Genomic DNA, 22275 nt, shown 5'->3' on the forward strand with positions numbered 1-22275 from the left:
AGCTCTACAACTTACTCCCTAGAGACTGCCTTCCCAGCAGTCTCTTTTTTGTTTCTAAATATTAAGAATCGTGCTAATATTTTAATCACGAAGGAGGTCTTAAGGATGCAAACCATTTATACGCTAATAACATTGATTTTTCTTAGTGTTATACCACTTCTTGTAGCTGCTTTTTTACTAACAGCTGTGAACAGTAATACAAAAAAACAATTATCATTAAATCAACAATTATACTTGGGTTCATTGGGTATTATTATCCATGAAGCAAGTCATGCTATAATGGCTTTTTTATTTGGATTTCACGCCATTGAAGTTAAATTAATTAAACGTCCACATCCCGAAATTGGTGATAACTCACTTGGATTCGTTCGTTATAGCTCACCTAAAAATATGCGTGGTAAAATTGGACAAGCAATGGCCGGTATTGCGCCCATCATTGGCTGTTCAATCGTAATTATTGGCCTTTTTATTCTACTGCTACCTCACTCTTTTAATCTACTATCAACAATGCTAGTTAACCAAGCATTTAATACTCAATCGTTATTTAACCTATTCACCTCGTTATTTCAATCTTGGTCATTAAGACTTATCCTGTGGTTGTTAATCACAACATCTATTACAATTGGTGGTTTTGATTTAAGCTCAGCAGATAGAAAAGGATTTGGTCTTGGATTCAGTTTATTAGCACTTTTAATCATTATCTTTTATTATTTCTTAACTCTATTTAATCACCAGACTTTAATGATGACTCTACTATCAAAATTTGCCTTATCTATTGGTCTAATTACTATTTTGATGCTGTTTTTATTACTTATTACAAATTGGCTGGTTAAAATCATCAAAAATAAATAAGACTATCTCATATTGAAATGGTCTTATTTATTAGTTGTATCGACTTATTTATTTCCACCACAATTTAACTAATGCTTGTGTACCGTCATTACCTAATCCATCTTCATCAACTAATTTTTCATATAGTACTTTAGCTTCTTTTGTTGCGGGTAGATTAATATTCATTTTTTCTGCTTCGTCTAATGCAATACGCAAATCTTTAAGAAAATGTTTTGCAAAGAATCCTGGTGTATAGTCATCACTTAAAACTCGGGGCGCATAATTGTCTAAACTCCAATTTGCTGCACTTCCCCCGCCAACTGTTTTAATGACACTTTCCAAGTCTAAGTTTGCTGCCTTAGCGTAAACTAACAGCTCAGTCATTCCGGTCATTGTTCCAGCAATCATAATTTGATTAGCCATTTTTACATGTTGGCCTGATCCATAACCACCAAACAAGGCAATTGTTGTTCCCATCTTTTCAAAAATAGGTTTCACTTGTTCATATACATCACTGTGTCCACCAACCATAATTGTTAGCTTCGCATTCTTTGCACCAATATCACCACCAGAAACAGGTGCATCTAACGCAAACAACTCATGAGTTTCCGCGTAATCACCAATTTTTTTCGCTAGTGTTGGTGTACTTGTTGTCATATCAACTACAATTGCGCCTTTTTTAGCACCAGCAAAAATACCATTTTCTTCAAAATATATTGCTTCTACATCTGCAGGAAAACCAACCATCGAGAAGATAATATCACTTTTAGCCGCAACCAATTGTGGCGAATCAGCCCATATTGCCCCTTGGCTAACTAAGTCATCTGTCTTTGATTTGGTTCGATTAAACACGGTTACTTCATAGTTCGCTTTCAATAAATAACTAACAATTGCTGAGCCCATAACGCCCGTTCCAATAAACCCAATTTTTTTCATAATAATCTCCTTTTATAATTTTCTTTAGTATGCACCTTTAAGGTTACGACTGCCATTAATAATAGTTAAGCCTAAAATAAAATCCCACTACAAAATTTGTAGTGGGATTTTATTTATACTGCTTTATTTTGAGCAACTTTTTCACTTAAATACTTTGAAAATTTACTCTTATCATGATAACCAACAACTTTTTCAATTGCTTTGCCATCTTTAAATAATAGAAAACTCGGAATACTCATGACATCATATTCCAATGCTGTTTCTTTATTTTCATCAATATTCAACTTTACAAATTGCATATCATCTTTGAATTCTTGTTCTAATTCATCAATAACAGGTTCCATCATACGACATGGACCACACCAAGGAGCCCATAAATCAACAATTGTTAATCCGGAATCTGTATGTTCCGCGAGCGTTTTATCTGTTACTTTTGTGACCATTTTATCGCCTTCGTTTCGTTATTTTTTATTCTGAATATTATACATATGAATTAAAGTCGTTAATATAATAGCCCCAAAAACAATTCCAGCAAAAAGTACTGCTGAAACTTCGATACCAATTTGAGGGATAGAAAGGAATAACTTCACCGCAATTAATGCGATTAGCAAGTAAGCCATTGATTCTAACTCCGGAACAACCTTCATCAACTTCATAATCAATGTCGCAATCCCACGCATGGCTAAAATTCCAAACATCCCACCGATTAAAACAATGACTGGATTTGTCGAAATTGCTAACGATGCTAAGACAGAATCAATTGAAAAAACAATATCCATCATCTCAATTGAAATAACAACTGACCAAAACAATGAGAATGGACCTTTTCGTCCATTACTTTTTTTCTCTGATTTAGGTTTTGGCGTTTTAATTTTTGAAAAGAAATAATGGGCTGATAGGTAAATAAGATACCCAGCGCCAATTACTTTAATTTCCCAGAAATCAATTAAAAATGTTCCAATTCCAATAATGATGAACCGGAAAATATATGCACCCCATAATCCGTAAAATAATGCTTTTTCTTGTTCTTTTTTACTTGGTAATTTTTGTGTTTGTGCAGCTAATACAATTGCGTTATCCACTGATAATAAGCATTCGATTACTGCTAATGATAGGATAATTATCCAATCACTACTTGATTCGACAACTGTTTTCCAATTGTTTAGATCAAAAAATGGTCCATATAAGTTTGCTAACATTTAATTCTCATACTTTCTTTCAATAATTTTTATAAATAACTGTAAATGATTATTATACAGCAATTACCAGATTATGCCATAACATATGAACAACAGTAACTGCCAGCTACATTTCTCGAATAGCAATCAATAATGACAGTTATGACACTTTATCTCGATTCATTAAAACAACATGTTGGTCTTGCTCATTTAACCGATCAACATGTTTTTCGCCCCAAACACACAATTTATTTAATATAGTACTCAAAGACTCACCATATTCAGTCAATTGATAATCTACTTTTGGTGGTACCTGTTCATAGATATGTCTAGAGATAATCCCATCGGCTTCCAATTCACGTAATTGTTGCGTTAACATTTTTTGGGTTATTTTCGGAATTGCACGTTTCAGCTCACTAGTTCTTCTTTTTCCACCACGTAAATGGCATAAAATAATTGTTTTCCATTTTCCGCCAATGACTTCTAAAGTCGCTTCAACACCAATATTATATGTTTTATCTTCCATTCTTCCTCCTATAGGCACTAAAAAGTTCCTATAGCACTTTTTAGTACGTTATTGTCTTATTGTTGCGTACACGTATAATCATAAATTGTAGCATTATTCCAACAAAAATCAAGGAGGCTTTACAAACTTATGGAAAAACCAAAAATATCACCATCCCTAACACTCTTAGCATTGGCTATTAGTGCTTTCGCAATCGGATCAACAGAATTTATTAGCGTTGGGCTCATCCCCTTATTAGTCAAAGATTTTGGTATTTCATTAAGTCAGGCAGGACTTAGCGTTTCATTATATGCATTCGGTGTCACAATAGGTGCACCCGTTCTAACTATTTTAACTGGCCAATTTGATCGAAAAAAATTACTCTTAAGTATCATGGCGTTATTTATCGTTGGTAATTTAGTTGCAGCATTTGCACCAACTTTTTCAATTTTATTAATTGGTCGAATTATTTCTGCATTGTCTCACGGTATATTCATGACAATCGCTTCCGTTATTGCGGCTGATGTTGTTGAACCTTCAAAACGTGCTAGTGCTATTTCAGTCATGTTTACTGGTTTAACCGTTGCAACTGTAACCGGTGTTCCTTTAGGTACATTTATTGGTCAACATACTAGTTGGCATGGATCATTTATTTTTATTAGTATCATTGGACTAATTGGTTTAATCGCCAACTTTTTCCTCGTACCAAATGGTTTACCAATTCCTGGAAAATCTGATGCGCATGGTTTTATCCGTGTCCTTAAGAACAAATATCTATTGATTACGTTATCATTAACCGCCTTAGGTTACGGTGGGACATTCGTTGTTTATACGTATATTACGCCACTCTTAGAAACTTCAATGGGTTACAGTGAAAGTGCTGTTGTTATCATTTTAATCGTCTACGGATTGATGGTTGCCCTTGGAAATACGATTGGCGGCCGTTTAGCAAACCATAATCCGCTCCAAGCATTATTAAAAATGTTTATCGGACTTGCAGTCGTCTTATTTATCCTTTTCTTTACTGCTAAAATGTCAATTCTAGGTTTATTAACCGTTATGGCCTTAGGACTATTCGCCTTTATGAATGTTCCAGGATTACAACTATACGTTGTTCAATTAGCTGAAAAATATACCCCTAAAGATATTACTTTAGCATCGTCGCTAAATATTTCTGCTTTCAATATTGGCATTACGTTAGGCTCTTTAATTGGTGGACAAGTTGTTTCTAATCTCGGATTAGGTATGACGCCACTTTTTGGGACAGTCATGGTTTTAATCGCCATCTTCATGACAATGTACTTAATTACACTCAATAAGAATGAGAAATAACAAAAAAACGGGTCACAACGAATATAAAATTCATTGTGACCCGTTTTTATTAGGCTCTCTTTGCACGTAACCCGATTCCCGTCCAACCACTAATGATTGAAAAGACAGGCGATAGTAAGCTAAAGAACGCAAATGGTAAGTAGTCTAGCGTTGGAACTCCCAACGTGCTTGCTGCAAACGCACCAGCTACACCCCAAGGGATTAAGTAATTAATCACTGTTCCGCCATCTTCAAGTGCACGACTTAAGGCTAAATTATCTAATTTTGATTTATCAAAAGCGGGTTTAAACGCTTTTCCAGGTAAAATAACTGATAAGTATTGTTCTCCAACAAATAAATTAACTCCAATTCCAGCAAAAATAGTTGCCGTAATTAATTTACCAGATGAATTTAAACGTTTAACTAAAGGTTCCATAACGACTTCAATAATATTGAAGTTCATTAGTAAGCCGCCTAACGTTAAAGTTAAAATTATTAATGACACGGTTCCCATCATACTTGAAACGCCACCTCGTGTTAACAGCATATCCACATTTGCATCTCCAGTTTTAGAAACAAATCCTGACTGAATCAACGCCGCAACATCTTGTAAACTCGTAAATGGTTTTTGAATAAATAACATAACTAACGATACACCAATATTGATAAATAACGTTGGAATAGCTGGAATTTTTAACCAGGCACAGACAAACATTAAGATAATTGGTAATGCCGCCCAAGCTGTGATTGAAAAGTGACTAGATAAAATTGAAATCGTATGATTGATTTTATCCATATTTGCTGCCATACTACCACTTCCCAAAATGAAATATAAAATTAAAGATCCTACAAAAGCAGGAATTGTTGTCCACATCATATTTTTAATATGTTTAAATAAATCAGATTCTCCAATGGCAGCTGCTAAGTTCGTTGAATCTGATAAGGGAGACATTTTATCCCCAAAGATAGCACCTGAAATAATTGCTCCTGCCACTAGTGCAGGATTAACCCCCATCGTCATCCCCATACCGAATAGTGCGATACCCACAGTTGAAATTAAAGTGAAGGCACTCCCAATTGATAATCCGATAATAGCACAGACAATAAAAACGGAAGGCACAAAGAATTGAACACTAATCAGATTAAATCCCCAAATCATTAAGGTTGGAATAATTCCTGCCGCAATCCAAGTCGCAATCAATGAGCCAATCAAAATAAAAATAAAGATGGGAATTAACCCTGTACTCATTCCATCCTTGATACCCGCGTGAATCTCATCCCATGAAAAATGACGAATTCTAGCCCATAAAATTAACAACCCAATCACTAACATAACTGGTGTTTGAGGTGATAACCCAAACTTAATTACACCAAATCCCATAATAATCAACATTACTACTAAAACACTTGCTGCTTCTGTAAACGATAATTTATTTTTCATTAGTAAACACTCCTATTTTTTAGTCGATTCTAGTATTTATCATGAAAAGTTTGATATCGAAACTGACCCCAATTTATATTTTTCATTTTTAACACTCCTTTTCTGGACAAAAAAAGTCCCTGATACAATATTAAATATTGTATCAGGGACGACTCTAGCCGTGGTACCACCCAGTTTAATTGAGAACCCAAATTCTCACTCACTAGATGATAACGGTTCTAGATATTTATCCGATGTTTAAAATAACGTTAACGTATTTGGTTAATTTATCCTGATTGGTTCGCATCAACCACCAACTTTCTGACTCCCAGATAAATGACTACTTATGTGTTAACTTTTATTTATTAAGTTGAATGAATCTTAACATGCCTAAATATCCTTGTCAATAATGTACATCTTATAGTATTTCCTTTAGAACACGATCAACTGAGAAATAAAAGGCTTCTTCCCCAGCCACATCTTTAAAGCCAGATCGTTCAAACATTCTCATTACATTTGGTTGAACTGAAGAAAAAATCACTTCATGATTTTTAGTCTGAGCATCACTATAGAAATCCTGAATAACAGCCATTGCTGTATTATCAATTGATGGTACGCCTCGCAATGAAAAGATAACTAAATCTCGTTCATGAAGTGGCTGTAGTGCCTTATCTAATCGATCCGCAGACATGAAAAATAGTGGTCCAGTGATGTAGACAACTGCCCAATCATCTTTTAATCTATCTTGTGTTGTTTCGACTTTGCTTAAATCAACATCTTCAACAACAACATCTAAAATAGAACTCTTAGCCACAAAAATAACGATCCCGACTAAAACACCGGCCATAATCGCCGTACTCAAATCAAAAATAACGGTACTTATTAATGTTAAGAAAAATAGAATTAAAGCACTTTTAAATTTATTTTTAAAGAGATACTTGATAGCTGACCATTCGTTCATCCGCCATGAAGTCACAACTAACACGCCAGCTAATGCCGATAAAGGAATCTGTGACATGATTGGTGCCAATAAAAGCATTGAAACTAATAACGCAAGTGCATGGAAAACGCCTGTCAATCGCGTCTGTGCACCTGATTTAATTGCTACACTCGTTCTAGCAATCGCAGCCGTTGCTGGAATACCACCAAAAAATGGTAAAATCATATTTCCAATACCTTGAGCGATTAATTCTTGATTACTATCTAAGGTTTTACCTGTCATGCGACCAGCAGATGCCCCGCATAATAAACTTTCAATCATTCCCAGTAAAGCAATACTTGCGCCAGGAATAATTAGATTTTTAACTGTTTGAAGATTTAATGCACCTAAATGTAATCTATCATCACTGATAACACTTGTTGGAATCTCGCCAACTGTTGCGACATCTAATTTAAATATCATTGTAATTGCCGTAGTAACAATAATTGCAATCAACGATGCAGGAATAACTTTATTCCATTTTTTTGGAAAAATAAAAAGTGCAATAACAACTAAAATTGCCATCAAAGTCGTTGCCAACTTAGGTTGAAAACCTAAGCTAGGATAACTACCAATTTTTTCAATTAAACTACTTCCGTTTGAATGCGTACCAAAAAAATTATCTAATTGCCCGAAAGCAATAATAATTGAAATTCCTGATGTAAATCCTGTAATAACAGGGGCAGGAATAAAAGTCGTTAAAACGCCTAATTTAAATATACCGGCTAACAATAAAATCACTCCGGCAATCAATGTAGCAATAAAAACCCCTTTTAATCCATATTGTGCAATAACACCCATTAATACTGCGGCCATCGCTCCAGTTGGTCCTGATATTTGATAATATGCCCCAGATAAGGTACTTATCAAAATCCCAGCAACAATGGCTGTGATTAACCCAGCAGCAGCTGTTGCCCCACTTGAGACACCAAATGCCAAGGCTAACGGAATAGCAACTGCAGCTACCGTTAAACCTGCCATAAAATCTTTAGCTAATTTTGTTGCATTATAACCTTTAAACTCGTTTTTTAATATTGAAATATAATTTGATATCATCATCATGCTCCTATTTATGTTATACATAAAAGCATAACATAAACCTTATATATAAATAAACAAGTAAACGTTTTCCAAATAAAAATGGTTAAATCTTTATAAGATTCAACCATTTTGTATAACTTTTTTCTATTAACGAACAACCATAACTGAAACGGGAGAATACTTAGCCACGTATGATGCTTGGCTACCTAAGTACTTACCAATCCCTTTAGTTATAGCTGATCCAACAACGACTAAATCAGGTTTAACGTCAGGAATAACATCTTTGACAATCGTTTCACCAGGTTCACCCTCAGCAAGAACAATGTGTACTTCCTTAACACCAGCATCTAATGCGCTTTGTTTATACTCTTGAAGTTGTTTTTCAACCTTCAAACGTTTTTCAGCTAATGTATCTTTTGTTAATACCTGAAAAACATTCAAATCATCCGACTCCAGAACAGTTACAATATGCAGCAGAGAATCATCATCTAAAGCATGACTAACCGCTTCTAAGAATGCTAATTGGGCATCTGCCGAATTATCGACGCCGACAAGAATGTTCTTATGCTTTGGTAACTCAAAACTTTTTTTCATATGAATTTCCTCCTTATTTTATAAAACTTCTTGGAAAAATTGAATGACTAAATTGAAGACTAATTGAACATTTAAAATAGTTAACCCGATTGCGGCTGCCCAACCAATAATTGATACCCAAAGTGGATTAACGAATCGTTCACCCATATATTTTTTAGAAGATGTAAACCAGATTAATGGAATCATCGTAAATGGTAAGGCTACTGATAAGAACACTTGTGAATAAACAAGTAAATTATCTAATACGCCTTCTGTCCCACCCCAAATGATTGCGGCAATCATAACGGGGATAACTGCTATGATACGTGTAACCAATCGACGGGCCCATAATGGCATTTTTAAATGTATGAAACCTTCCATTATAATTTGACCAGTCAAGGTTCCGGTAATCGTTGCATTTTGCCCAGAAGCCAGTAAAGCTACGGCAAATAAAGTTGAAAGTACAGGTGATGCAATCCCTTTGGCAATTGTATTATCACTTAATGCACGGTATAAATCACCGAATGCTTGTAATTGATCTGCATGTCCAAAGAATAAAGCAGCCCCCAAAAGTAAAAGTAAACTGTTAACAATTGTTGCGCCAAATAATTGGATATTTGAATCCCAAGTTGTAAAGCGCACAACTTTTGCAACTTCTTCTTCATCAGTTGAATCGTACTGACGTGTTTGTGCAATTGAAGAGTGAAGGTACAAGTTATGAGGCATTACTGTTGCACCAATAATACCTAAAGCTAATGTTAATTGATCATGGTTCATAACGATTGATGCTCTTGGTAAAATACCACCCATGATACCTGCTAAACTTGGTTTTGATAAGGCAACTAAGTAAAGGAAAATAATTAAAATTGATGCAATCAATGTTGCAACAATCGCTTCAATTGTTCTAAATCCTAATTTTGTTAATAATAATAGTAAGAAAACATCTAATATAGTTATCATAACGCCGACTGTTAATGGAATTCCAAAAAGTAATTGTAAAGCAATCGCTCCACCAATTACTTCGGCTATATCTGTTGCCATAATTGCTAATTCTGTCATGATCCATAATAAAAATCCAACCGGTTTATTAGTATGATCACGAATTGCTTGTGCTAAATCCATTCTTGTTACGACACCTAACTTAGCAGCCATATATTGCATTAACATAGCGATAAGTCCGGAGAAAATAACGACTGATAATAGTAAGTAACGGTATTGTGCACCACCGACAATTGATGTAATCCAGTTACCTGGATCCATGTAACCAACAGCGACTAATGCACCTGGTCCACTAAAAGCCCATAAAGTTCGTAAAAATCCGGCACTTTTTGGAACTTCTACTGATCCATTTACTTCTTCCAAACTAGCACTATTTGTTGTGGTAGTCATTTTTGGTTCTTGTACTTCTTTCGACATTTTTTACCACTCCTTTAAATTCTTTTCTTCTCAATTCCTTATTATACTCAAACTTTATACATTGTAAACAAAAAGTTTAGGCTAACCTTAAATCATTTTACCAGTTATTAAATATTGCTATATTTCCAAAAAAAGACTGCTGATATCTATTTGATATCAACAGTCTTTAGCTATTTAATAAAAATTTCTTTTGTTATCATAATACCTACTTCACAAAAATATAATGAGCGGCTTTATAACTAATATTTCTAACCTCACCAGTATTTTCTAATTTGATTTCAACTGGACCTTCAAAAGGCGCATGAGAAACAACTGTTAATTTATCACCAATGTGTAATTCTAAATCATCTAAATAAGTTAACAAATCATGATTATCAATGAATCGTTCAATCACAACTTTAGTGTTATCTTCTACTGCTTCTAAAACGAGATGGCTATCTTCCTCATAGTTACCTTCTTTGTCAGGTATCACACCGCCATGAGGACAGTGTGTTGGATGACCCAAGAATTCACTCAAATGATCAAGCAAGTACTCACTTGTCACATGTTCAAGTAACTCTGATTCACCGTCAACATCTTGTAGTTTATAATTTAATTTATAAACTAAGAAGCATTCCCATAAACGATGCTTACGAACTAAATCTTCTGCCAATAATATCCCAGGTTTCGTTAACGAAATCCCTGCGTATGGCGTATGTTCTACTAACTCTTCTTTAACTAGTTTATTGACCATTTCTGTAACTGATCCGGCCGCAATGTTCAGACTAAGCGCAATCTGTTTATTCGATATTTTCTTTTGCGTACCGCCTAATTCAAAAATAATTTTTAAATAATCTTCCTTCATAGGTGTCATATTCGATCTTTCATTTTTTGTCATTAGTTAATCAATTCACTTCCATTTTCTTAATAATAGATTTATTATATCAGAATAACGATTGAATTGTAACTTATTTTTTAGGAATACCTAACCTTTCATTTTAAAATACCTAAATGTAAGCTAAAAATCATAATTCACTGCATTAAAATAGGATTCAAGCATTTGTTTTAAGAAATGTCTTGAATCCTATCTTTTTGTAGAAGGAAAGCCGAAACCCGTGTTACCGAGAGTCGATTTTACTTGATTATTAATATATTTCGCCTCTATATCTTTATACTTATTTAGTTCTGTGAAGTCGCTTTTATATGTTTTGAATCATATATTATCGAACGACGCCCTTTGAGCGATTTGTTATCCATTCGATTTCAAACGTTTCTCCAAGACCAAATACCTCTAAATCCAATTATTCGTTCTACTACAACTTAAATCATCAAAATTCGATATCTTGATTTGCTTTTTAATGCTCAAGACCGGCACCGTTTTAATACGCCTTACTTGACATCTCTCAACGTCATTAACTTGCCGTACATTGGAAACTTAAACCATCATCTTAATTGATGTGTCCTGATTTGCTTTTAAGCGCTCAAGACTAGCACCGTTTTAAAACCTTGTTCGACGTCTCACGACGTTCACACTACCAAAATTCTAAATTCATCGGAGTAAACATCATCTAACTTGATGTGTCTTGATTTGCTTTTTAATGCTCAAGACCGGCACCGTTTTAATACGCCTTGCTTGACATCTCTCAACGTCATTAACTTGTGTTACATTTTTCAACTATCTTCAGTACTAAACATTGTCCAACTAACTTCGTTTTTAAAAACCATTAAGTGAGTTTAAAAAAGTGACTTCAGTTTTATTTTGTTCAGGGATTTCGATAGCCTTCCTTGCTACAAATTAAGTATAACACAAATGTAAACGGTTGCAACCTTTTTATGATTTTATTTTATAATTCTTTTTATTAAACATCTCTGAGTTCAAAACGTGTCCCTTTTTCATCTATTACCGCAAATAAACGCTGCTTTTTGGAGTCATCAAAATAGCCCATATCAAAAACTGTTTTATTTCCTTGTTTACCAACATCTGAAACACGATCAATCAAAAAGTGTTTAAATTGTCTAAAAATATCCATTTTTCCGTTAACGTGTTCAATCGCCGCAACCAATGTGTATCCTTCATCTAACTCTTCTTTTATAAGACTGACTTTTATGACCATATCTAAACGATATTCTCGCGACTTTGCCTTCTCATCTGAAATACTTTCAATATAGCCTTTTTGTTCCCAATATCTTAACTGTCGTGTTGAAACACCTGTCATTTTACTGATTTCACTAATACCGACAATTAACTTATCTTGCTTCATAAGATTGGCTAATGGATTATTATTCACTGTAAGTACCTTCTATCTCTAGTTTTCTAAATACTTTTGAAATTTTTTATCGATTTCTGGCAGACTTTTCTGTAATGATTTTGACTGGTTTTGTGTCCCCTCAGCCATTAACTTCAAGTAAGTAAATAAAATTTGACTAGCGTCTTTATGATATTTACTACCAAGTTCACTCGCAAATGTATATCGTTCATCCGTTAGTAATTTTGAAAATAAAGTTTCTTTTGCCATCTAGGCTCCTTCGATTGTTTTTATCATTGTGTGATGTGGAATTCCTGCGTCCATAAAGCCTTCACCTTCAACCTCATATCCTAGTTTCAAATAAAAATTTTGGGCTTGATCTTGTGCACCTAAGGTTAAGTATTTAATTCCGTAGACTGTTGAAAATCCTTCAATAAACGTTAGGATATCTGTTGCTAAATGTTGTCCACGAGCCGCTTTCAATGTTGCAACTCGCTGGACATGCCACGTTTCAGAGTCTTCGCTAAGTACACGTGCTGTCACAACAGGTTCTTCATCTTTATAACCCACAAAATGAATAGCTTCTGATTCGTTTTCAATTTCCAATTCCATTGGCACATTCTGTTCTCCAACAAAAACCGTTTTTCTAATTGATAATGCATCCTTATATATTTGACTACTTATATCTCTAGTTGATTTCACTATGAACATTTGCTCATCCTCAGCTTTCTTAGTTATCTTCGCATATAGCTTACCATAACTTGCTTTAAATTTGAACGTCAAGACCCGGTAGCTTATAATGAAAGCAAATAACTTACTATGCAAAGGAAACCACTAATGAAAAAATACGGTATATTAATAACCATCTTATTGATTTTAGGATTAGGTATTGGCTTTTTACTATTGCATAACAGTATACCTAAATCGGTAGAAACAGAGAAAAGTATTTCACAAACACCAACCTTATACATTCATGGATACGGCGGTACAGCTAACTCAACTAACGACATGATTGCCTCAGCAGAAAAATCTGGTAAGGCAAAAAAAGTTCTAACAGCAACCGTCTCTTCAACTGGTGATGTCACTTATACGGGTAGATGGAAATATACTGAAAAAAATCCAATTGTTCAAGTTATATTTGCGCGTAGTGATGCTCAAATTCCTGAAGAGGGCAGATGGATTGGTAAGATAACTGATTATTTAAAAGCATCATACGATATTAAAAAAATCAATCTTGTTACACATTCAATGGGTGGCTCATCTGCAATGTACTGGGCTGAATCTGTCAGAAAAAAATCTTCTCCTATCCTAAATAAATTTGTTCCAATTGCTGGTCCAATTAATGGGGTCCTCGGAATGGACGAAAAAGCCAATAAAAATTACTTCTTGAAAAATGACGAACCTGCTATTAAAACAGCAAACTACCAAAGTTACTATAGCAAACGAAAAAATTTCCCATCAACCGCAAAAGTCTTTGTTATTTATGGCGATGTGAATGATGGCTCAAATTCTGATACATCTGTCAGCATTGCTTCTGCCCGTTCAATGAACTATCTATTAAAAGGCCAAGTAAAATCGTATGACGAGCTTAAAATTACTGGTGAAGATGCACAACATAGTAAACTTCATAGAAATTTACAGGTTGATAAAGCTGTTATCCAATTCCTTTGGGGTAAATAGAACTATACGAAATATTAATTTTGTGCTATGATTAAGTTATGCGATGAGTCGAGTAAAATCAGACAACTTCGGTTGTTCCGCTGCGGCGGCTAGTGATTAGTTCGAAAATGGGGCATTTTTTACCTACCGCATTGTAGGTATGTCTGATTGTCACTGTTTTGTGGAATTCATACAATCTATTTACTTCGGTAAGTACCATAACAGGAAAGCATCAACTTCGGTTGGTGCTTTTTTTGTGCAGATAAATAGCCTTAGAAAATTACTTTCCAAGGCTATTATCACTATTTTTGAATTCTTATTGCTTCAACATCAAACACTTTATCAATCCAAGATTCATAAAATGGTGCTTCATGACTGACCAATAAAACATTTCCAGGAAAACGTCGGACTGCCTTTTGTAGCGCGTCTTTTGTATCATCATCCAAGTGATTAGTTGGTTCATCCAAAATTAAAAAGTTACTTGGTTTCAATTCAACTAAACTCAACTTAACTTTCATTTGTTCCCCACCACTCAAAATATTAATAGGTTTCATTGTATTCGCAGCATTAATCCCTGATTTAGCCAATCGGCGACGAATCGTTTTAGGTTCCAATTCAGGGTATTCATCTTGAATAATTTGAAGAGGTGTCATTTCTTTATTATCCCAAATTAAATCTTGATCAAAATAATTAACAACAACAGAATCAGAAAATTCAGCAGTTCCACCAAACGTTGGAATTAACTTCAAAATTGACTTAATCATTGTTGATTTACCAATTCCGTTAAATCCCTTTAAGACAACTTTTTCTTGATGTGATAATGAAAAAGTTACTGGTGATAGTAATGGCGTTTTATAACCAACTGATAAATTTTTAACGGCAAGCGTTGATGCGGATCCAGTATCTAGATAAGGAAAATCAAATTTACCTTTTACAGTATCACTTGGCGGTGTCACACGCTCAATTTTATCTAATCTTTTTTGTCTAGACTTAGCCATTGTGGCACGCGTTCCAGCTTTATTCTTTCGAATATAAGCCTCATCTTTTTCAATTTGAAGGCGTTGTTTCTGGAAAGCTTTTAGTTGCGCTTCTTTTTTAGCTTCTTTTTGCTTAATAGCTGATTTAAAATTCCCACGATATTTTGTGATTTTACCGAATGCAACATCAATAATTGTATTCGTGACATTTTGTAAAAATTCAAAATCATGAGAAATAACCATGAAACAGCCTTCAAATTGATTTAAATACTCAGTTAACCAATCAATATGTTCCGTATCTAAATAATTAGTTGGTTCATCTAATAAAATAACTTCAGGATTTTCCAATAATAATTTAGCTAAGATAATCTTAGATCTCTGACCACCACTTAATTCACTAACTTGATGGTCTTTTTCAATTGCATCTAATCCTAAACCAGTTCGAACACGGTCAATTTCTGTATCGATATCATAAAAATTTTTTGCCTCAAGTTCTTCTTGATATCTACCCGCTTTTTCCAACAACTTCTCGTCCATATTTTCAGCATAATCCGTATAGGCCTGCGTTTGTTTTTCACTAATATCATATAAACGTTGAAATGCTGTCTTCAAAAACTCAATAACCGTAATGCCTTCCGCAACTTCAGCATATTGATCTAAATAGCCAATTGTCGCACTTTTTTTCCATTTGATTTCGCCTTCATCAGGTAATTCTTGTCCAGTAATAATTTTGATTAATGTACTTTTACCAGCACCATTTTGACCAATGATACCCATATGATCCTCAGTGTTTAATTCAAAATGAGCATCCTCATATAATTGCTTATCCGCAAATTGATGGGAAAGTTGGCGAACTTCTAAAACTCCCATTGTAATCCTTCTTTCTAAAGACTAGTTATCATTGTTAACTTCCAATATTGCATTAAATACTTCTTGTGGTAATTCCATTTCAGCCTTAGAGCCCAATCGTTTATTAGCGCTTTGACGGCGTAGCATATCTTGTTTGGCAGCATTCTTTTTATCACTACTTGTTGTTGCGCTCTTACGAAGAGGCGGTACATTTGCACGCGAAATAGCTTTATTTTCGATAACTGCTTGTACTGGCATTGGGAATAATTTACGTGGAATTGAATATTTCAATTGCTCAACTAATTTCTGACCAATTTCCACAGCATCTTGTCTATGCACAACAAACCCTAGTGCATCGACTGTTGCATAGTTAACTAAAACGTCCATTTTAACAACGTCTGCTGTTTGATATCCTTTAAATTGCGTTTCCATTGTTGCATAGCCATGTGATAATGATTTTAATTGATTGAAGAAATCATAGGCAATTTCAGACGTTGGTAACGCATAATTCAATTCAGTTTGACCAGAATTGTATGACATATCTTGGAAAATACCTTTACGTTTTTCAGCTAATTTCATGATATCGCCCACTTGTTCATCTGGCACGGTCATATGAACATCTAAAAATGGTTCTTCAACATGATCAATTTCAGAAAAATTAGGGAATTGGACAGGATTATCAACAACAACTTCTTTACCATTTTTCAAAATAACGTGGTACGTAACATTAGGCGTCGTTGTTAACACCCCTAATTGGTATTCTTTTTCGAGACGTTCACGAATAATACTTAAATGTAACATCCCTAAGAATCCACATCTAAATCCTAGTCCTAAAGCATCTGACTTTTCTTCTTTATAATGGAAAGATGAGTCATTTAAAGCTAATTTTTGAATAGCTGATTTTAATTCTTTATAGTTATTATCTTTAGGATAAAATCCAGCAAAAACCATTGATTCTGATTCTTTATATCCAGGAAGTGCTTCTGGTGTCGGGTTACTTTGAGAAGTTAACGTATCCCCAATTTTAACTAGTTGAGGATCTTTTAGCCCTGTAATAACATAGCCAACATCCCCGGCATGTAGACTATCAACAGCCACCATGTCAGGTTTAAAAATACCTGCTTCTACTACTTGGAAATCAGTCGTTTGTTGCATAAATCGAAGTAAATTATTAGCTTTAAATTCACCATCAAAGACACGAATATAAGCCACAATTCCTTTAAATGCATCAAAATGTGAATCAAAAACTAATGCTTTAAGTGGTGCTTCAATATCACCGATTGGTTTTGGAATACGGTCTTTAATAGCCTCTAGAACCAAATCAACACCAATCCCAGTTTTAGCTGATATTAATAACATTTCGTCTTCATCAACGTCAGCTAATTCCATCAATTGAATTTTAGTTTCTTCAACATCAGCATTAGGATGATCAATCTTATTGATTACTGGAATAATTTTTAAGTTGTTTTCTTTAGCTAAACGGTAATTTGCAACCGTCTGTGCTTGCACACCTTGAGTGGCGTCCACCAATAAAATAGCCCCATCACTAGCAGCTAAACTTTTCGAAACTTCATATGAAAAATCAACGTGTCCCGGTGTATCAATAAAATTATATTCGTAAGTTTCACCATTAGTAGCTGTATAGTAACTACGAACCGTTCGTGATTTAACTGTAATCCCGTGTTCTTGTTCAACAGCCATTGAATCTAACAATTGACTAGACATCTCACGTTCACTGACAGTTTGTGTTTCTTCCATAATTCGATCAGCTAAAGTTGATTTACCATGATCAATATGGGCAATAATTGAAAAATTTCTAATTTGTGATTGTTTCATTATGATTAAACCTCATTTTCTAAATAATCATCTACTGTTTTAGAGTCTTTTTTATTATACGCTAAATTATCAACGTCGTAAGAAGAAGATTAAAAGCCGGTAAGAATGCCCAAGTATTTTAAAAACGAAAAAATAATGAACACAAATTTAACTAAGGTCAAATTCAGCTCATTATTTTTAATTTAAATAGTACCGTTTGCAAATTGGCTATTATATAAATCAGCATAAAACCCGTTTTTAGCAATCAAAGCATCATGATTTCCAGTTTCAATAATTGAGCCATTATCCATTACAATAATATTATCCGCATCACGAATCGTTGATAGACGATGCGCCACAACGAAACTTGTTCGGCTATCTAATAAGGTATCCATCGCTTTTTGAATCAAAACTTCAGTTCGTGTATCAACTGAACTCGTTGCTTCATCTAAAATTAAAATTTCTGGGTCAGCCAAAAATGCACGAGCAATCGTTAACAATTGACGTTGTCCTTGTGAAATATTTGAAGCGTCTTCATTCAGAACAGTTTGATAACCATCTGGTAATTGACGAACAAATGTATCAACATGAGCGGCTTTTGCTGCAGCATAAACCTCTTCATCCGTTGCATTTTCACGACCATATTGAATATTTTCCATAATAGTACCTGTAAATAACCAAGTATCTTGAAGCACCATCGAGATTGACTTACGTAAATCTTCTCGTTTCAAATTCTTAGTATCGACACCATTTAGTCGGATTGATCCCGCTGAGACATCATAAAAGCGTTCAATTAAGTTAATAATCGTTGTCTTTCCAGCACCTGTAGGTCCAACAATTGCTACCTTTTGTCCTTCGTTAACATCCAAATTATAATCTGTCATCAAAAGCTTCTTATCTGAGTAACCAAATTGAACATGATCAAAGGAAATTTTATTACCATTATCAGCAATTGGTAAGTCATCGTTACTTTCATCTTTCAATTCTTCTTCATCTAAGATTTCAAAAATTCGTTCTGCAGAAGCTACAGTTGCTTGAATCGTATTAGATAAGTTGGCAATTTGAGTGATTGGTTGTGAGAATTGGTTCACATATTGTAAAAAGGCTTGGACGTTACCTAAAGTAATTGTTCCTTGTGAAACCTTAATTCCACCAACAATTGCCACAAAGACATAGCCAATATTTTTAATAAAGTTCATTGCTGGCATAATTAATCCAGAAATAAATTGTGCTTTCCATGAACTTTTATAATAATCATTATTCTGTTTTTCAAAAATATCAATATTTTTTTCTTCTTTATTAAAAGTCTTAACAACCGTATGACCCGCATACGTTTCTTCCACTTGATTGTTCAAAAGTCCTAAACTCTTTTGTTGTCCAGCAAAGAACTTTTGCGAACGAGGCGCAATTAATGAGACAACAACCAAACTCAAAGGAACAATAATCAAAGCAATTAACGTTAATTGCCAACTAATTGAAAACATCATATAGAGAACACTGACAAAGGTCACAACACTTGTTACTAACTGTGTAAAACTTTGTTGTAACGTTCCAGAAATGTTATCCACATCATTTACAGCACGAGACATAATATCACCATTTGGATGTGTATCGTAGTAAGAAACAGGCACGCGTTCCATTTTAGCCTTAATATCTTTACGAAGTGCGTACACCGTTTTTTGAGAAATATTAGTCATGATTAATTGCTGCACAAAACTGAAAAGTGCAGACGCAATATACATAATACCAACTGTAAGTAAGATATTCTTAATTGCATCAAAATTAATTGGCAACGAGGTTACTTTCTGCCCCTGTTTCATTTGAGTGAATCCTTTAGTTACCCCAGAGAAAATCTCGGTTGTTGCGCGTCCTAAAATTTTAGGAGAAACCGCCTGGAAAATTACAGATATAATGGCTAGCACTAATACTATCCCTATTGAAATTAACCATGGTGACATGTATTTCGCTAAACGCCCAATTGTTTTCCAAAAGTTCTTAGGCTTTTCAACTGGTCGTCCAATATTGCCATGTCCACCTCGACCGCCCCGCATAGGTTGCGTTGCTTGTTTTGACTTATTATCTGCCATTACTCTGCATCCCCCTCTCTGATTTGTGACTGCATAATTTCTTGATAGGTTTCATTCGTGGCTTTCAATTCTTCATGAGTCCCTTTACCAACGATTTTTCCACCATCGATAACTAAGATTAAATCGGCACTTGTCACACTAGAAATCCGTTGTGCCACAATTACGACAACACTATCTTTGATGCTTTCATCCGTTTTAAGTGAGCCACGTAATTTAGCATCTGTTTTAAAATCAAGCGCTGAGAATGAATCATCAAACAAGTAAACAGAAGCTTTTTTAACTAATGCTCTTGCAATTGCAAGTCGTTGCTTTTGGCCACCAGAGAAGTTATCTCCACCTTGTTCAACTATGCCGTCTAAGCCATCCGCTGATTCTTCAACAAACGATTTAGCTTGTGCTATTTCTAGCGCATGCCACAACTCATCATCTGTTGCCGTTTCATTTCCAAACTGTAGATTACTTCGGATTGTTCCTCTAAAAAGAACTGTCTTTTGTTGAACAAGAGAAATTTGGTCGTGTAAGCTTACTTGGGTTAACTCATAAATTGATTTACCATCAATTTTAATATCGCCCGACTCAACATCAAACAATCGTGGAATTAAATTAATTAACGTTGACTTACCAGATCCAGTACCACCAATAATCGCAATCGTTTGACCCGCCTTTGCTTCAAAGTTAATATCTGTTAGGGCTTCTTTTTCAGCACCCGTATACCGGAAATTAACTTTATCAAATGACAATTGACTTGCTCCTACTTTACTACGATCAACTGTAATTGCATCAGGTTGGTCTTTTATCGAATTCTTCGTATCTAAAACTTCGTTGATACGTGCTGCAGCAGCTTGCGCACGAGGTAACATGACAAATACCATCGATAACATCATAAAACTTGATAAAATTTGCATTGCATACGTCATAAACGCAACTAGATTACCCACTTGCATCGACATATCTCCAATTAAATGACCACCATACCAGATAATTGCGATATTGGTTGCACTAAGAACTAAAGTCATCATGGGGAACATTAGCGCCGTAATTGAAAATACTTTACGGGCATTATCTGTATATTCTTTATTCACACGATCAAAACGATTTTGTTCATATTTATCTTGGTTAAATGCGCGAATAACACGAACACCTGTTAAACCTTCACGAAAGACAAGATTAATATGATCAATTCTTTTTTGTAACGTTTTGAACAGCGGCACTGCAAAATACATAACTGAAGCAATTAATATAATTAAAATTGGAACAGCTACTAAAAAAATCACGGTTAATTCTTTTTGTTTGTTATAAGCTAAAATACTAGCACCAATCAACATAATAGGCGCTTGGATCATCATTCTTAACATCATAACGGTAACGTTTTGAATTTGTAGAACATCAGTTGATGTTCTTGTAATTAAACTTGAATTTCCAATTTGATCAAATTCATGACTTGAAAAATTAAGTACTTTTTTGTAAATATGACTTCTTAATCTAAGTCCTAATTTTTGCGCTAAGCGTGAAGCGATAAAGACATTACCAACTGCCGCAACAATACCAATAGCTGCTACGCCTAACATGACATAACCCACCTGCCAGATATACGCAACATCGCCTTGTGAGACACCTTTATTAATCATGTCTGATGTTAATGTTGGTAAATATAAATCGCAGATAACTTGGACAATCATAAATATAAATGCACCAAACATTGCCCAAACGCTAACGCGATTTTTCATTACTTTTATCATTTATTTTTATTCCTTCCTTTTTGAAACACCAATAGCTACCCAGTTAGCCATTGTTTCATATTCTTTTTGTAACTCTTCAACAGGTATTTCAATACCTTCTCTTTGTTTTGAAAAATAATCATTAATAGTTTTCATAAATGGACTCATTAAAGAAAACATAAGTAAACTAATTTCTTCATCTGAGGAAATGGTTAGTAAAGACCGATCAATTTCACTCATAATATCAAAATCTGCTTTTAAATTTTGATGAAATGGTCCACCAAAATGTGGCTGTTTCCCACTATGATGCGGGTGGTGAGGATGATGTGGCTGCATCCGACTACTCATTTTAAAGTCCATTCGGACAAAGGCGTTTTTAAAAAATGCAGCATCTTCTCCGGACACTGTATTCGCAATCGTTTCTGAAAAAAAGGTCTTCATAGTCGTCACGACATCACCTTGATTTCGTTTTAATAATTCACCAAATCTTTTAGTTTGATTCTGTCGAATAGTATCAAAATAATAAAAGTATAAATCTTCTTTATTTTCGAAATATTGGTAAAAACTCCCTCGCGGAATATCTGCAATTTTTATGATATTACTAATTGATGCTTCAAACAGGGGTACTCTTGAGAACTCTTCTTTAGCAGCATCCAATATCCGTTGTTGCTTATCTTCATCTAAATTAAAATACGTTTTTTTAGGCATATTTTCTCCTTTATACAAAAAATGACAAGCTGTCATGTGACAACTTG

Annotated in this window: 20 protein-coding genes; 3 read left to right on the plus strand and 17 right to left on the minus strand. The window is 34.5% G+C overall.

From position 1 onward, the window contains the following. Positions 1-105: 105 nt before the first annotated feature. Positions 106-852: a hypothetical protein gene (locus AC1RPH_RS00680; RefSeq protein ID WP_481760958.1), complete on the plus strand. Its 747-nt coding sequence runs from the start codon at positions 106-108 to the stop codon at positions 850-852. A gap of 48 nt (positions 853-900) precedes the next feature. Here AC1RPH_RS00680 and AC1RPH_RS00685 read toward each other — a convergent pair whose 3' ends face one another. The 4 genes from AC1RPH_RS00685 to AC1RPH_RS00700 all read right to left on the minus strand — a co-directional run bounded on the left by AC1RPH_RS00685 (position 901) and on the right by AC1RPH_RS00700 (position 3471). Beyond that, on the minus strand, positions 901-1767 hold the full coding sequence (locus tag AC1RPH_RS00685) for an NAD(P)-dependent oxidoreductase (protein WP_481760959.1): 867 nt from the start codon (positions 1765-1767) through the stop codon (positions 901-903). Positions 1768-1880: 113 nt separating this feature from the next. Beyond that, a complete protein-coding gene (gene trxA / locus AC1RPH_RS00690) occupies positions 1881-2210 on the minus strand; it encodes a thioredoxin (protein WP_481760960.1) in 330 nt (109 codons plus the stop codon). Between the two features lie 18 nt (positions 2211-2228). Next, positions 2229-2966, minus strand: coding sequence for a TerC family protein (locus AC1RPH_RS00695; RefSeq protein ID WP_481760961.1), 738 nt, complete (start codon positions 2964-2966; stop codon positions 2229-2231). A gap of 139 nt (positions 2967-3105) precedes the next feature. Next, entirely contained in the window at positions 3106-3471 is a 366-nt protein-coding gene (locus tag AC1RPH_RS00700) for a winged helix-turn-helix transcriptional regulator (RefSeq protein ID WP_409021715.1), read from the minus strand. A 129-nt stretch (positions 3472-3600) separates the two neighbouring features. On the opposite strand from AC1RPH_RS00700, the gene AC1RPH_RS00705 reads away from it, so the two are divergent. Next, positions 3601-4782, plus strand: a complete 1182-nt coding sequence (locus AC1RPH_RS00705; RefSeq protein ID WP_481760962.1) for an MFS transporter — start codon at positions 3601-3603, stop codon at positions 4780-4782. A gap of 49 nt (positions 4783-4831) precedes the next feature. Here AC1RPH_RS00705 and nhaC read toward each other — a convergent pair whose 3' ends face one another. The 8 genes from nhaC to AC1RPH_RS00745 form a co-directional block, all read right to left on the minus strand. Beyond that, positions 4832-6202, minus strand: coding sequence for a Na+/H+ antiporter NhaC (gene nhaC, locus AC1RPH_RS00710; protein WP_481760963.1), 1371 nt, complete (start codon positions 6200-6202; stop codon positions 4832-4834). Between the two features lie 397 nt (positions 6203-6599). Then, complete coding sequence (locus AC1RPH_RS00715) at positions 6600-8216, minus strand: SulP family inorganic anion transporter (protein ID WP_481761141.1); 1617 nt, start codon at positions 8214-8216, stop codon at positions 6600-6602. A 132-nt stretch (positions 8217-8348) separates the two neighbouring features. Next, positions 8349-8795, minus strand: coding sequence for a universal stress protein (locus AC1RPH_RS00720; protein WP_481760964.1), 447 nt, complete (start codon positions 8793-8795; stop codon positions 8349-8351). A gap of 18 nt (positions 8796-8813) precedes the next feature. Further along, positions 8814-10190: an Nramp family divalent metal transporter gene (locus AC1RPH_RS00725; protein ID WP_481760965.1), complete on the minus strand. Its 1377-nt coding sequence runs from the start codon at positions 10188-10190 to the stop codon at positions 8814-8816. A 205-nt stretch (positions 10191-10395) separates the two neighbouring features. After that, on the minus strand, positions 10396-11043 hold the full coding sequence (locus AC1RPH_RS00730; RefSeq protein ID WP_481761142.1) for a metal-dependent transcriptional regulator: 648 nt from the start codon (positions 11041-11043) through the stop codon (positions 10396-10398). A gap of 985 nt (positions 11044-12028) precedes the next feature. Continuing rightward, a complete protein-coding gene (locus AC1RPH_RS00735) occupies positions 12029-12457 on the minus strand; it encodes a MerR family transcriptional regulator (protein WP_409021721.1) in 429 nt (142 codons plus the stop codon). A gap of 18 nt (positions 12458-12475) precedes the next feature. Next, positions 12476-12685 carry a hypothetical protein gene (locus tag AC1RPH_RS00740; RefSeq protein WP_481760966.1) on the minus strand — a complete coding sequence of 70 codons (210 nt, stop codon included), beginning with the start codon at positions 12683-12685 and terminating at the stop codon, positions 12476-12478. Continuing rightward, positions 12686-13126 (minus strand): GNAT family N-acetyltransferase, encoded by a 441-nt coding sequence (locus AC1RPH_RS00745; RefSeq protein ID WP_481760967.1) that lies wholly within the window; start codon positions 13124-13126, stop codon positions 12686-12688. 126 nt (positions 13127-13252) lie between these two features. Here AC1RPH_RS00745 and AC1RPH_RS00750 point away from each other — a divergent pair, with 126 nt between their 5' ends. Further along, positions 13253-14095 (plus strand): alpha/beta hydrolase, encoded by an 843-nt coding sequence (locus AC1RPH_RS00750; protein WP_481760968.1) that lies wholly within the window; start codon positions 13253-13255, stop codon positions 14093-14095. A 281-nt stretch (positions 14096-14376) separates the two neighbouring features. On the opposite strand, the gene AC1RPH_RS00755 is transcribed toward AC1RPH_RS00750, so the two are convergent. From AC1RPH_RS00755 to AC1RPH_RS00775, 5 genes are all read right to left on the minus strand, one after another. Then, positions 14377-15921 (minus strand): ABC-F family ATP-binding cassette domain-containing protein, encoded by a 1545-nt coding sequence (locus tag AC1RPH_RS00755; protein WP_481760969.1) that lies wholly within the window; start codon positions 15919-15921, stop codon positions 14377-14379. A 21-nt stretch (positions 15922-15942) separates the two neighbouring features. Then, complete coding sequence (gene lepA / locus AC1RPH_RS00760; RefSeq protein WP_481760970.1) at positions 15943-17736, minus strand: translation elongation factor 4; 1794 nt, start codon at positions 17734-17736, stop codon at positions 15943-15945. Between the two features lie 182 nt (positions 17737-17918). Beyond that, positions 17919-19802, minus strand: coding sequence for an ABC transporter ATP-binding protein (locus AC1RPH_RS00765; RefSeq protein ID WP_481760971.1), 1884 nt, complete (start codon positions 19800-19802; stop codon positions 17919-17921). Then, on the minus strand, positions 19802-21541 hold the full coding sequence (locus AC1RPH_RS00770) for an ABC transporter ATP-binding protein (RefSeq protein WP_481760972.1): 1740 nt from the start codon (positions 21539-21541) through the stop codon (positions 19802-19804). The genes AC1RPH_RS00765 and AC1RPH_RS00770 overlap by 1 nt, the downstream gene beginning before the upstream one ends. 6 nt (positions 21542-21547) lie before the next feature. After that, the gene (locus AC1RPH_RS00775) at positions 21548-22228 is read right to left on the minus strand and encodes a TetR/AcrR family transcriptional regulator (RefSeq protein ID WP_481760973.1); all 681 of its coding nucleotides are present in this window, start codon (positions 22226-22228) and stop codon (positions 21548-21550) included. Positions 22229-22275 lie beyond the last annotated feature (47 nt).

It is taken from the genome of Dellaglioa sp. CoH-57-MRSF-16 (assembly GCF_056782055.1).